Below are 13,006 nucleotides of genomic sequence, written 5' to 3' on the forward strand. Positions count from 1 at the left end.
GGGGTGGGGGGCGAAGGGCTTGCTCTTGAATTCAGGGTGGAACTGGCAGCCGACGAAGTAGGGGTGGTCGGCCAGCTCAATCATCTCCACCAGGTTGAGCTCGGGGTTGGCGCCGGAGATGACGAGCCCCGCCTCCTGCAGCTTGCCACGGTACGCGTTGTTCACTTCGTAGCGGTGGCGGTGGCGCTCCTGGATGGTGTCCTGTCCGTAGAGCTGGTGGGCGAGCGAGCCGGGCTTCAGCGCGCAGGCGTAGCTGCCCAGGCGCATGGTGCCGCCCTTGTCCTGCACCTTCACCTGGCTCTCCATGAGCGTCACCACCGGGTGGGGCGTGTGCTCGTTGAACTCCAGGCTGTTGGCGGCGGACAGGCCCAGCACGCCGCGGCTGAACTCCACCACGGCCATCTGCAGGCCCAGGCAGATGCCGAAGAAGGGCACCTTCTTCTCACGCGCGTAGCGCACGGCGGCAATCTTGCCCTCGGTGCCGCGCACGCCGAAGCCGCCGGGCACCAGGATGGCGTCCACGCCGGCCAGCAGCTTCTCCGCGCCCTGCTCCTCGACGTCCTGGCTGTCGACGAAGTGCAGGTTCACCTTCACGTCGTTGGCGATGCCGCCGTGCAGCAGCGCCTCGTTGAGGCTCTTGTAGCTCTCCGTGAGGTTGACGTACTTGCCCACGATGGCGACGCGGACCTGGCCGCGCGCGGGCTCGTACACCTTGCGGATGATGTTCTCCCAGCGCTCCAGGTGCGGCGCCCGGCTCCAGATGTTGAGGACCTCCGCGAGCCGCTCGTCCAGGCCCTGGCGGTGCAGCTCCAGCGGCAGCTCGTAGATGCTGCGCACGTCCGGCGAGGTGAAGACGCTGCGCGTGTCCACGTTGCAGAACATGGCAATCTTGTCCTTCAGCTCGCGGGACACCTCGCGGTCGGTGCGGCACACCAGGAAGTCGGGCTGGATGCCAATCTCCCGCAGCTTCATCACTGAGTGCTGCGTGGGCTTGGTCTTCACCTCGCCGGCCGCGCCGATGTACGGCAAGAGCGTGAGGTGGACGTAGACGACGTTCTCACTGCCCACGTCGTAGCGCATCTGCCGGATGGCCTCGAGGAAGGGCAGCGACTCGATGTCGCCCACGGTGCCGCCCACCTCGACGATGACGACGTCCGCGTCCTGCGCCGCCTGGCGGATGCTGGACTTGATTTCGTCGGTGACGTGCGGAATCACCTGGACCGTCTTGCCCAGGTACTCGCCCCGCCGCTCCTTCATGATGACGGCGTGGTAGATGCGGCCGGAGGTGAAGTTGTTGAGCCGGCTCATCCGCGCGTTGGTGAACCGCTCGTAGTGGCCGAGGTCCATGTCCGTCTCACCGCCGTCCTCGGTGACGAACACCTCGCCATGCTGGAACGGGCTCATCGTGCCCGGATCCACGTTGATGTAGGGGTCCAGCTTGATGAGGGTGACGGCCAGCCCACGGTTCTCCAGCAGGGCGCCAATCGAAGCGGAGGCGAGGCCCTTGCCGAGGGAGCTGACCACTCCGCCCGTCACGAAGATGAACTTGGTTTTCTTGGAGCGCATGTCCCGTTCTGCCAACTGAGGCAGGGATGCGTCAATTATTCTGTTTCCGGTGGACGGTCGCCCGCTGGGGACCGAGGGGCGGCGTCAGTTGCCGTCCCAACCACCCGGCCGGGCGACCGCGAACTCCTGGGCGGTCGGCTGCCCGACGCGAAACTTGCGCAAGTCGCAGTTCCGGCAGCTCCAGCCCTCCCAGCCCCGCTTCACCACCAGGTGCAGGCAGGCGTCGTAGTTGGGGCAGAAGAGGTTGCGCTGCGAGTCCACGGACTCCTCGTCCCGGAGGGCGGTGGGCAGCGGGCTGGGGCATGGGGTGATGGACACGGCGGAAACTCCCGGATGAAACGTGTTGGGTCGGCCTCTCCCCCCGGCGCGCTCCGAACAGGAGGGGGGGGCCGGCATTCCCGAGCCGCCGCAAAAAGGCCCGTCTCCCTCGCGGGAAACGGGCCCGGAACTGCCAGCGTCTGCCACCGCTTCGGCGCCTTCTCAGGCCAGCGAAGCGGAGGTGGACGCCTTGGAGTTGCTGTCGTTCAAGGCATCACCTCCTTTCGGAGCCCCAGACTTAACCGGGAGCCAGAAGGCGCGCCACTGTCGTCCGGTGCGTGGCGAGCGCCGTGTGGGCACCAGGCGTTCAGGCTGCGACAAACTGCCGCTCCACCAGTCGCCGGTACAGGCCCTCCTGGCTCATGAGGGCGGCGTGGGTGCCGCTCTGGATGACGACGCCGCCGTCGAGCACCAGCACCCGGTCCGCGTTGGCCACGGTGGACAGGCGGTGGGCGATGATGAGCGTGGTGCGGCCCTTCATCAGGCGCTCCAGCGCGTCCTTCACCAGGTGCTCGCTCTCCGCGTCCAGGGCGCTGGTGGCCTCGTCGAGGATGAGCAGGCGAGGGTCCTTCAGCACCGCCCGGGCAATGGCGACCCGCTGCTTCTGGCCACCGGACAGCTGCACGCCTCGCTCGCCCACCTGGGTGCCGTAGCCTTCCGGAAAGCGCTCGATGTACGCGTGGGCATTGGCGGCGCGGGCGGCCTCCTCCACCTGGGCGTCGGTGGCGCCGGGCCGACCGTAGCGGATGTTGTCCGCGATGGAGCAGGAGAAGAGCTGGGGCTCCTGCGCCACCATGCCGATGTTGCGGCGCAGCCACTCCGGCTCCAGGGCGATGAGCGGATGGCCGTCCAGCAGGACCTCGCCGTTCTGCGGGTCGTAGAAGCGCGACAGCAGGGAGGCCAGCGTGGACTTGCCCGCGCCGGAGGGGCCCACCACCGCCACGACCTCGCCCGGCCGCAGCTCCAGGTCCAGGCCCTGGAGCACCGGCACGTCGGGACGGCTGGGGTAGGCGAAGTGCACGCCGCGGAACTGCACGTGCCCGCGCAGGTCGGTCAGCTGCTCGCCGCCGGCGCCGATGGCGGGCTTGCGGTCCAGCAGCTCGAAGACGCGCTCGGCGGCGCCGCTGGCGCGCATGAAGTCCGCCCACAGCTCCGCGATGCCGCTGAACGAGAAGGCCACCAGCATGGTGTAGATGAGGAACGAGGTGAGCTCGCCCACGGAGAGGCCGCCGTCCACCACCAGCCGGCCGCCGTACCAGAGCACCGCGGCGATGGAGCCATACCCCGCGATGGAGGCCACGCCCATGAAGACGGAGGTCTGGAGCGCGCGCTTCTTCGCCAGCGTGAAGGAGCGCTCCACGGCGACGCTGTAGCGCTCCACCTCGTGCCGCTCCGCGGCGAAGGAGCGCACGGTGCGGATGCCGGACAAGTCCTCCTCGGCCACCTCGCCGCTGGCGGCGAGCGCGTCCTGGGCCTGACGGGAAATCGCCCGGACCCGGCGCCCGTAGAACACGCCGCCAATGGCCACGGGCGGGATGACGGCCAGCATCACCAGCGTGAGCTGGACGGAGGTGTAGAGCAGCAGGCCCACGCCGCCCAGCGCCGTGACGACGTAGCGCAGCACCATGGACACGTTGGTCGTGACGGTGGTCTGCAGGACGGTGGTGTCCGAGGAGAGCCGGCTGGTGAGCTCGCCCGTGCGGCGCGAGTCGAAGAAGCCCACCTCCTGGGACAGCAGGGCGCGGAAGAGGTCCTTGCGCAGCCGCGACACCACGCGTTCGCCGGCGTTGGTGAAGAGGTAGATGCGCAGCGCCATGGCGATGCCCTGCACCGTGAACACGGCGAGCATCAGCATCGCGAGCCGGTCCACCACATACCGGTCGCGCGCGGTGAGGGCCTGGTCCACCAGGTCGCCAATGGCGCGGGGGTAGGCCAGCGTGGCCCCGCTGCTGATGAGGAGGAAGAAGGTGCCCGCTGCCAGTGGCAGCAGCTCCGGGCGCGCCAGCTTCAGCAGGCGCCCCACGGTGACACCAGGGGGGGCACTGCTGTTCGAATCGTTCACGGGGGAAGACACCGGCGGAGCCTAACGCGAGCGTCCAGCCCGCGCACCGGCTGCCTGCGTGTGCGTTGAAGCGGTATTAATCCTCTCGAAGCAGGTCATACGCCGAGTCAGGGGGAGTGCCATGGAGCAGCGTCCATTCGGAAGCACACGGGTGTCCGTGCCCATTCTGGGCCAGGGGACCTGGCAGATGGAGGAGGACGACCGGGCAGGCGCCATCCGCGCCCTTCGCGCCGGGTTGGACCTGGGAATGACACACGTGGACACCGCGGAGCTGTACGGCCACGGCAAGGTGGAGGAGTCCATCGTCTCCGAGGCCATCGCGGGCCGGCGCGGCGACGTCTTCCTGGTGTCGAAGGTGATGCCGTCCAACGCGTCCTACGCGGGCACGCTCGCCGCCTGTGAGCGGAGCCTGAAGCGGCTGCGCACGGACCACCTCGACTGCTACCTGCTGCACTGGCCGGGTTCGCACCCGCTGGAGGAGACGGTGCGCGCCTTCGAGAAGCTGGTGGCGGATGGAAAGATTCGCGCCTGGGGCGTGAGCAACTTCGGGGTGGAGGACCTGGAGGAGGCGCTCGCGCTCGCGGGGCCCGGGCGCATCGCCTGCAACCAGGTGCTCTACCACCTGGAGGAGCGCGCCATCGAACACGCCGTCCTGCCCTGGTGCGAAGCCCACGGCGTGGCGGTGGTGGGCTACAGCCCCTTCGGCAACGGCCGCTTCCCCCGGCCCGACAGCCGGGGTGGGAGGGTGTTGGGCGCCATTGCCCGCGCGCACGGCGTCACGCCGTACCAGGTGGCGCTCCGGTTCCTGGTGCGCGGGCCGTCGCTGTTCGCCATTCCCAAGGCGAGCCGGGAAGCCCACGCGCGCGACAACGCCGCCGCCGCGTCGCTGGCGCTGACCGCCGACGAGCGGGCCCTCATCGACGCGGCCTTCCCGCTGGGGGCCGAGCCGGCGTCGCTGCCCGTCATCTGATGCCGGCGGCGAACGCCTTGCGGAAGGCGGACACGGTGGGCTCACCCGGGCCCACCGTCACCGTGCCCGTTTCGCCTTCCACGGCGGCGCGGGTGCCCGGGCCCCGGAGGAAGCGCACGGAGGTGATGCGGCGCAGCACCTCGCGGCCCTGCTCCTGGGCCAGGGCGCGCAAGGCATGGCAGGTGACATTCACGGCGGACTCCAGCGCGCGGCGGCCCGGCTCGTCATCCAGGCCCACCCAGTCCACCTCGAAGCGCAGGGGCTTGCCGCCCAGGGACGCCTCGCCCGGCCAGAACTGCTCGGTGAGGGCGTGGGGCAGCTTCTCCAGCAGCGTCACCACGTCCTGCCGCGTGGGGTTGGGCCGCACGAGCTGCGTCAGCTCCAGCAGCTTCTCCGCGTTGCCCACCGCCACCGCCACCACCGTGGACAGGTCCACGTAGGCCACCGACTCCGAGCGGCGCAGCCCTTCCTTGCCCAGGGCCATCAGCACCGACTCGCGGGGCACGTAGTCCACCACCTCGCCCGTCATCGAATGGCCGTGCGCCAGGTGGAGCGTGACGGTGATGGTGGGGACTTCCTCGCCCGAGCGCGCCCGCGTGGCGAGCGTCCCCAGCTGCTCCAGCACCCGCTCCACCTTGCGCGACACCAGCCGCTGAACGCCCTCCATGTCCTCGTCCTCCTGCTGCTGCTTGCGGGTCTCTTGCGCGCGCTGGGGTTTCGGAGGCGCGGGTGGTTTCGGGGCGGCTTCGGGCTGGGGCGCCGTGGGCGCCTGGGTGGCTGCTTCCGGGGTGGGGGACTCGGCGTCCGCCTTCGCCTCGCCACCGCCAAACACGTTCTTGAGGAAGCCCATGGTCAGCCCTCCCGCGCGCGCATGAGCGCCTCCACCTTCTCCACGTCACCGGGGAGGTCGACGGCCACCGTGTGCGAGGTGACCTTCGCGCAGCGGATGGGGATGCCGTGCTCCAGCGCGCGGAGCTGCTCCAGCTTCTCCGCCTCCTCCAGCGGCGTGGGCGCCAGCTTCGCCAGCGACAGCAGCACGTCGCGCCGGTAGCCGTAGAGGCCGATGTGGCCCCAGCGCTGGACGGGCGTGCCCGGCTCGCGGGTGTGGGGCACCAGGCTTCGGCTGAAGTAGAGCGCGTCGCCGTTGAGGGCGAGCACCGCCTTCACCACGTGCGGGCTGGCGGCTTCGTCCGCTTCGAGCGGGCGGACCAGGGTGCCCATCCGCACGGACGCGTCCTGGAAGAGGCCCGCCAGCCGCTGGAGCGCGGCGGGGTCCACCAGGGGCTCGTCTCCCTGGACGTTCACCCAGATGTCGACGTCCGGACGGCCGAGCGCCACCTCGGCGACCCGGTCGGTCCCCGTGGCGCAGGCGGGGTGGGTCATCACCGCCTTGCCGCCGAAGCCCTCCACCGCGGCGCGAATGCGGTCGTCATCGGTGGCAACCCACACCTCGTCGAAGGCCTGGGCCTCCTGACAGCGGCGCCAGACGTGCTCAATCATTGTTCGGCCAGCGATGTTCGCCAGCGGCTTGCCCGGGAAGCGGGTGCTGGCATGTCGGGCGGGAATGACTGCAACGGTCCGGCAAGATTGCATGACCCCTCCGTCTATCAGGTTCGCGACGAACGCCTGCCCCCGGGATTGGACATTCGCATCATGGGACACTGGCCAGCGCGGCTCCAGTGCCTAGCTTTGGTCGCAACATGAAGAAGGTCATTCATATCGTTGGGGCGCGTCCGAACTTCATGAAGGTCGCGCCCATCTATCGCGCCATCGCCGAGCGTACGCCCCTGGAGCAAATCCTTGTCCACACGGGGCAACACTACGACGCCAAGATGAGCGACGTGTTCTTCTCCGACCTCGGCCTGCCTGCCCCGGACGTCCATCTGGGCATCGGGTCGGGCAGCCATGCGCAGCAGACGGCGCGGATGATGGTGGAGCTGGAAAAGGTCTTCCTGGCCCACCCTCCGGCGCTCGTCTCCGTGGTGGGAGACGTGAACAGCACCATCGCCGCGGCGCTGGTGACGTCGAAGCTGGGCATCCCCCTGGCGCACGTCGAAGCGGGGCTGCGGAGCTACTCGCCACACCAACCGGAGGAGATCAACCGCCTCGTCACCGACCGCCTGTCGGACCTGCTGCTGACGCCGTCACGTGACGCGGACGCCAACCTGCTCAAGGAAGGCACCGACCCGGCCCGCATCCACTTCGTGGGCAACGTGATGATCGACTCGCTCTTCGCCTCGCGCGAGAAGGCCGACAAGCTGCCGCTGCTCAAGGACCTGGGGCTCATCCCCCACGGCTACGCGGTGTGCACGCTGCACCGGCCCTCCAACGTGGACGACCCCAAGATTCTGGGCAACCTCCTGTCCGCGGTGGCCCACGTCGCCACGCGCCTGCCGGTCATCTTCCCGGTGCACCCGCGCACGCGGAAGGTGATTTCGGAGCAGGGCCTGGACACGTGGTTCGAGCGCACGCCGAACCTGCGGCCCGTGGAGCCCATGGGCTACCTGGACTTCCTGGCGCTCACGTCGAAGGCGCGCCTGGTGCTCACCGACTCCGGCGGCCTCCAGGAGGAGACGACGGCCATGGGCATCCCGTGCCTCACCCTGCGCGAGCAGACCGAGCGTCCCATCACCGTGGAGGAGGGCTCCAACGAGGTGGTGGGCACCGACCCGGTCCGCATCCGGCTGGCCGCGGACCGCGTGCTGGACGGTGAAGGCAAGCAGGGCCGCGTTCCCGAGTTCTGGGACGGCCGCGCCGCCGAGCGCATCGCGGACCTGTTCGCGAGCTTCCTCGGCGTCGAGGACCAGCCGATTCAGGCGGCGTCGGCCTGACGGCGATGGGCGGGTGGGGGCCGGCGCTTTGCGTGGGCCCGCCCGCTCGTCCGTCCCCGCCTGTGCAGGAGGGCCCGCCGTGGTAGAGCGCTGGCAGGCCCATGCACCGCGCACCGCAGGAAGAAGCCCCGGAGGGCTACGTCGACATCCGCTACGTCGTCGAGCCGAACTACGCGGGTTGGCGGCTGGATGCGTACCTGGGCGAGAAGCTCCGCCGGATGACGCGGGAGCGGCTCCAGGGCGTCATCCTGAGGGGCGTCATCTGCGAGGAGCGGCGTCTGAAGCCCTCCACGCCGGTGTACCCGGGGCTGGCCTTCCGCATCCGCCGCCGCGCCAGCGAGGAGCCGGACACGCCCACGGAGTTGCCCGTGGTGTTCCAGGACGACTGGCTGCTGGTGCTGGACAAGCCCGCGGGGCTGCCCATCCACCCCACGGCGCGCTACCACAAGGGCACCCTCGTCACGCTGCTGCGAGAGCGCTTCGGTGAGCGCTTCGCCGAGCCCGCGCACCGGTTGGACCGGGAGACCAGCGGGCTGGTCGTCTGCGGGCGCACCACGGCGTCCTGCCGGGTGTTGGGGCGGCTGTTCGTCTCGCGTGACGTGCGCAAGGAGTACCTGGCGCTCTGTGAGGGGCACCCGCCCGAGGACGCGTTCACCGTGGATGCGCCCATCGCGGAGGGCACCGAGCTCATCCGCATCGCCGTGCGCATCGACCCGGTGGAGGGCAAGGAGAGCCGCACGCGCTTCCAGGTGCTCCAGCGCTTCACGCGAGACGGCGCGCCCTTCGCGCTGCTGCGCTGCTTCCCGGAGACGGGGCGCCAGCACCAGATTCGCATCCACCTGCACCACGCGGGCTTCCCGCTCGTGGGGGACAAGATGTACGGGCCGGACCCGGGCTACTTCGACCGCTTCAGCAAGCACTGCCTGGAGCCCGAGGCGTGGCCGCGGCTGCGCCTGCCCCGCCAGGCGCTGCACGCCGCGCGCATCGCCTTCCCGCACCCGGGCTCTGGCCAGGACGTGGTGTTCGAGGCGCCCCTGCCCTCGGACCTCAGGGACTTCATCGAAGGCCGGCACGTGGCCCTGCCGGCCTGAAACGCGAAGGCCCCCGGCCCGGACTGAAGCGGGCAGGGGGCCAGGGGCGTGGAGCCGGTGGTGACGTCAGGCGGTGAGCTTGCTGGGCTCGGAGCGCTGCTCGCCGAAGTCGCCGATGAGGTACTTGCCGGAGAAGCAGGCGGTGCAGAAGCTGGCGCGCTCCGGGTCGCCCACCGCGCGGCCCAGGCCCTCCTGGGAGATGTAGCCGAGCGAGTCCGCCGTCACGTACGTGGCAATCTCCTCCACGCTGTGCGTCGCGGCGATGAGCTCCTGGCGGCTCGGCGTGTCGATGCCGTAGTAGCAGGGCCACTTCGTGGGCGGCGAGGAGATGCGCAGGTGTACCTCCAGCGCGCCCGCCGCTTTGATCATCTTCACGATTTTGCGGCTCGTGGTGCCACGGACGATGGAGTCGTCCACCACCACCACGCGCTTGCCCTTGAGCACCTGCCGCACCGCCGACAGCTTCAGCTTCACGCCGAAGTGGCGGATGGACTGCTGCGGCTCGATGAAGGTGCGGCCCACGTAGTGGCTGCGGATGAGGCCCACGTCGTAGGGGATGCCGCTGGCCTGCGCGAAGCCGATGGCCGCCGGGACGCCGGAGTCCGGCACCGCGATGACCAGGTCCGCGGCGGGCGCGGGCTGCTCCTTCGCGAGCTGACGGCCCATCTCCTTGCGCACCTCGTACACGTTGCTGCCGAACAGCGTGGAGTCCGGCCGCGCGAAGTACACTTGCTCGAAGATGCAGCGCGCCTGACGCGGCGGCTCCGCGAAGGGCTTGCTGGTGCGCAGCAGCCCGTTCTCGATGACGAGCAGCTCGCCCGCGTCCAGCTCGCGCACGATATCCGCCTCGATAAGGTCCAGCGCGGTCGACTCGCTGGCCAGCACGTAGGCGCCTTCCTTCATCCGTCCCAGCACCAGCGGCCGGATGCCGTGCGGGTCCCTCACCGCGACGAGCTTGTTCTCCGTGAGCACCAGGAGGCTGTAGGCGCCCGTCACCTTGCGCAGCGCCTCCACGAGCTTCTGCTCGAAGGTCGCCTGCTTGGAGCGCGCCAGCAGGTGCAGGATGACCTCCGTGTCCGCGTCCGACTGGAAGATGGCGCCGTCGGCCTCGAGCTGCTGCTTCAGCTCGACCGCGTTCACCAGGTTGCCGTTGTGCGCGATGGCGCACTGCCCGCCCGCGTACTGCACGAAGAGCGGCTGGGCATTCTTGAGCCCGCTGCCTCCCGCGGTGGAGTAGCGCACATGGCCGATGGCCGCCTGCCCCGGCAGGGTGGCGAGCACCGGCGCATCGAAGATGTCGGCGACGAGTCCCAGCTGCCGGTGAGCGCGCAGCCCCATCCCGTCAGAGGCGACAATACCCGCGGACTCCTGCCCCCGGTGCTGGAGGGCGTGCAGTCCCAGGTACGTCAGGTTGGAGGCCTCGGCGTGCCCCACGATTCCGAAGATGCCGCACATGGCGCGCTGCCTTACTCCTTTCAAGCGGTGAGCGGAACAGGAACGCATGCCCCTCTGGTGGGTATTCCACCCGACGCCAGAGTCGTCTCATGTGGGCAGTCAGGCGTCCCAAAGCCCAGGCCCAGCGGTTAGTCTGGCTCGCGCATGGCATCCTCGCGCGCGGCCCGCTGGCGTTCCCTGTTTCCCCTGGTATTGCTCACCGTAGGCGCCGCGTATTCGCTGGCGTCCTGGAACTGGTGTGGCAGTTGGGCCGAGCGCGCGCCACGCCTTGTGTCACAGGTCCATGGCGAAGGGCCGCTGCGCGCGGGCGCGGCGAAGGTGACGCTCGCGCCGCCTTTCCCGGTGGTGGTGGCCGGTTATACGCCGCCACGGCCCGAGGCGGACCAGGCCGACGTGCCGCTCTTCGCGCGCGCGATGGTGCTGGAGGCAGGCGGGGCACGGGTGGGGCTGGTGTCGTTGGACCTGCTCCTGGTTCCAGACGTGCTGGTCAATCGGGTGCGTGAGCGCGCGCGGGCCGCGGGGCTGGAGGACGTGCTGGTCCTGGCCACGCACACGCATTCGTCGTTGGGCGGGTATGACTCGCGGTTGGTGGCGCAGTTGTCCGGCACCGGGCGCTATCGGGAGGACGTGGTGGACGTCATCACCGCGGCGGCGGGTGACGCGCTGGCCCAGGCGGCGGCGGCGCTCGCCCCGGTGTCGTTGGAGGTCGGCGAGGCGCGGAAGCCGGACTTCGTCGTGTCGCGCAGTGGCGGCGCGAAGCCGGATGGCGCCCTGACGCGCGCCGTGTTCCGGGGGCAGGAGGGGCCGGTGGCGGAGCTGCTGCTCTTCGCCGGGCACCCGACGATGGTGCCGCGTCACCGCGCCTACGTGGACCCGGACTACCCCGGCCGGCTCAGCGCGCTGCGCGAGGAGGAGGGAAGCGGCGTGACGCTGGTGCTGCAGGGCGCGGGAGGCAATGCGAAGGTGGCGTACTCGGAAGGGCAGGGGCTGGAGCGCGTGTCGGGCTTCGCGCGGGCGCTGGCGGAGCTGGCTGGCGACATGCCCTTGTCACCCGTGGGAGAGACGGTGCGGCTGTCCCTGGCGCGCGCCGACGCGGCGATGCCACGTCCGGACGCGTCGCGGTTGGTGCCGGCGCTGACGCGGGCGGCGGGGGACAACCTGCTGTGTGACTCCGCGCCGCGTCTGGCGGAGGTGGGCGCGCTGGTGCTGGGGCCGCTGAAGCTGGTGGCGGTGCCGGGTGAGCCCAGCGTGGCCGCGGGCGTGGAGTTGCTGCAACGGACCGACGCCACGGGCGTGCTGAGCCTGGCGGATGGCTACGTGGGCTACGTGGAGACGGCGGCGAACGTGGAGGGTGGACTGGGGGAGTCCAGGCGCCAGTACTTCGGGCCCGCGCTGCTGGAGCGGCTGAGCGTGGCGGCGGAGCTCGTGGCCGGGGCGGCGGGCTTCACGCCGTGAGGCGGCCGGGCGCCGCGGAGGACTTTCCGCGGCGCGGCCGGCTCGAGGCTGGCTAGAGCTTCTCGAACTTGGAGTCCTTCTCGCGCTTCTTGAACACGAGCGCGGTGCGGCCCAGGAGCTGCGCGAGCTCCGCCTGGGCGCCCTCGGCGATGCGCGCCGCGGCTTCCTGGCGCGTCTCCGGGCCCTCATTGATCTTCACCTTGATGAGCTCGTGGTCCTGCAGCGCCTGCTCGATGGCGGCGATGACACCCTCGGTGACGCCGGCCTGACCGACGATGACCACCGGCTCCAGGTGGTGTCCTAGCGCGCGCAGATGGCGGCGTTGCTTCCCAGTGAGCGGCACGTTCCTTCTCTCCTTCGTGATTTCGGGTAAGGGGGCGCACCCTACTTCTTCTGCGACGCCATGCGGATTTCTCGCTGCGCGTCGATGTGGTCCGGCTGAAGCTCCACGGTGCGCTTGAAGTGCTTGAGCGAGCCCGGCGCGTCACCAATCAGCTTGGCGATGACGCCCAGGAAGTAGTGCGCGGGGGCGCAGCGCTCGTTGCGTTTGATGGCGTTCTGGATTTCCCGGAAGGCCTCGGGCTGGGCGGCCCGCTTGTCCGCCGCCGTGAAGAAGCGCGCGTAGCCACGCCACGCGTAGAACTCCGCTTCCTCCGGGTTCAGCTTGATGGCCTCGTCCAGCATCTTCACGGCGTCCGGGAACTTGCGCGCCTTCACCAGGATGCAGGACTTCTGGAACAGCTCCTCCGCCATGAGGATGCCGTTGATGTCCACCCCGTCCCCGCTGCCGCCGCTCTTGAGCTCCTCGATGTAGCTGGCGCGGCTGTTGTCGTCGGAGAGGGTGCGGTAGGCGTCGCCGATATACGCGAAGACCTCCGCCTTCAGCTTCTCCAGCTCCGGCGGCGCCCCCTGCGGGAGCGTGTCCGGGTGGTACAGCTTGGCCAGCCGGAAGTACGCGATCTTCACCGCGCTGGCGTTCGTCTGCTCCGTCAGCCCGAGCCGCTGGAAGTGGTTCTGCTGCTTCATCGCCATCGTGAGCTGGCGCAGGGCGGGAATCTCTTCAGCGCCCGGTGCATTCGCGGGCGTCGCAGCGGCGGCGGGACGCTGCGCGCCTTGCGCGGACAGGGACGGCGGCGGACGAGGCTGGGCGCCGGGCCCGGCGACTGGGGGACGCGCGGCGGTGGCGCCGGGGCCGGCGGTTGGAGCCGTGCCCGCTGGACGTGGGGCGGTGGCGCCGGGGCCCGCGACGGGCCGGGGC

General features: G+C 70.2%; 12 protein-coding genes. 4 read left to right on the top strand and 8 right to left on the bottom strand.

The annotated features are described in order from the left end of the window. From pyrG to G4D87_RS21860, 3 genes are all read right to left on the bottom strand, one after another. Window positions 1-1,566: CTP synthase (gene pyrG / locus G4D87_RS21850; protein ID WP_163784000.1), on the bottom strand; the 1,566-nt coding region annotated here is incomplete at its 3' end. A gap of 84 nt (window positions 1,567-1,650) precedes the next feature. Further along, window positions 1,651-1,884, bottom strand: coding sequence for a hypothetical protein (locus tag G4D87_RS21855; RefSeq protein ID WP_013935727.1), 234 nt, complete (start codon window positions 1,882-1,884; stop codon window positions 1,651-1,653). A 307-nt stretch (window positions 1,885-2,191) separates the two neighbouring features. Beyond that, window positions 2,192-3,958: an ABC transporter ATP-binding protein gene (locus tag G4D87_RS21860; RefSeq protein ID WP_163784001.1), complete on the bottom strand. Its 1,767-nt coding sequence runs from the start codon at window positions 3,956-3,958 to the stop codon at window positions 2,192-2,194. Between the two features lie 109 nt (window positions 3,959-4,067). Between G4D87_RS21860 and G4D87_RS21865 the strand changes: the two genes are divergently transcribed. After that, the gene (locus G4D87_RS21865) at window positions 4,068-4,916 is read left to right on the top strand and encodes an aldo/keto reductase (protein ID WP_163784004.1); all 849 of its coding nucleotides are present in this window, start codon (window positions 4,068-4,070) and stop codon (window positions 4,914-4,916) included. On the opposite strand, the gene G4D87_RS21870 is transcribed toward G4D87_RS21865, so the two are convergent. Both G4D87_RS21870 and kdsB read right to left on the bottom strand, forming a co-directional pair. Then, on the bottom strand, window positions 4,909-5,766 hold the full coding sequence (locus tag G4D87_RS21870; RefSeq protein WP_163784006.1) for a hypothetical protein: 858 nt from the start codon (window positions 5,764-5,766) through the stop codon (window positions 4,909-4,911). The genes G4D87_RS21865 and G4D87_RS21870 overlap by 8 nt on opposite strands. A gap of 2 nt (window positions 5,767-5,768) precedes the next feature. Then, entirely contained in the window at window positions 5,769-6,509 is a 741-nt protein-coding gene (gene kdsB, locus G4D87_RS21875; protein ID WP_163784008.1) for a 3-deoxy-manno-octulosonate cytidylyltransferase, read from the bottom strand. Window positions 6,510-6,616: 107 nt separating this feature from the next. Between kdsB and wecB the strand changes: the two genes are divergently transcribed. Both wecB and G4D87_RS21885 read left to right on the top strand, forming a co-directional pair. Further along, a complete protein-coding gene (gene wecB, locus G4D87_RS21880) occupies window positions 6,617-7,747 on the top strand; it encodes a non-hydrolyzing UDP-N-acetylglucosamine 2-epimerase (RefSeq protein ID WP_163784010.1) in 1,131 nt (376 codons plus the stop codon). A gap of 101 nt (window positions 7,748-7,848) precedes the next feature. Next, window positions 7,849-8,838 carry an RluA family pseudouridine synthase gene (locus G4D87_RS21885; protein ID WP_163784012.1) on the top strand — a complete coding sequence of 330 codons (990 nt, stop codon included), beginning with the start codon at window positions 7,849-7,851 and terminating at the stop codon, window positions 8,836-8,838. 66 nt (window positions 8,839-8,904) lie between these two features. On the opposite strand, the gene purF is transcribed toward G4D87_RS21885, so the two are convergent. Further along, entirely contained in the window at window positions 8,905-10,293 is a 1,389-nt protein-coding gene (gene purF / locus G4D87_RS21890; RefSeq protein WP_240358482.1) for an amidophosphoribosyltransferase, read from the bottom strand. Window positions 10,294-10,437: 144 nt separating this feature from the next. On the opposite strand from purF, the gene G4D87_RS21895 reads away from it, so the two are divergent. After that, window positions 10,438-11,748, top strand: a complete 1,311-nt coding sequence (locus G4D87_RS21895; RefSeq protein ID WP_163784016.1) for a neutral/alkaline non-lysosomal ceramidase N-terminal domain-containing protein — start codon at window positions 10,438-10,440, stop codon at window positions 11,746-11,748. Window positions 11,749-11,800: 52 nt separating this feature from the next. On the opposite strand, the gene yhbY is transcribed toward G4D87_RS21895, so the two are convergent. Continuing rightward, window positions 11,801-12,091 (bottom strand): ribosome assembly RNA-binding protein YhbY, encoded by a 291-nt coding sequence (gene yhbY / locus G4D87_RS21900; RefSeq protein ID WP_163784018.1) that lies wholly within the window; start codon window positions 12,089-12,091, stop codon window positions 11,801-11,803. 41 nt (window positions 12,092-12,132) lie between these two features. Next, window positions 12,133-13,006 (bottom strand): DnaJ domain-containing protein (locus G4D87_RS21905; RefSeq protein ID WP_163784020.1); only part of this gene is annotated, 874 nt, incomplete at its 5' end.

Source organism: Myxococcus vastator (assembly GCF_010894475.1).
GTDB classification, from domain to species: domain Bacteria; phylum Myxococcota; class Myxococcia; order Myxococcales; family Myxococcaceae; genus Myxococcus; species Myxococcus vastator.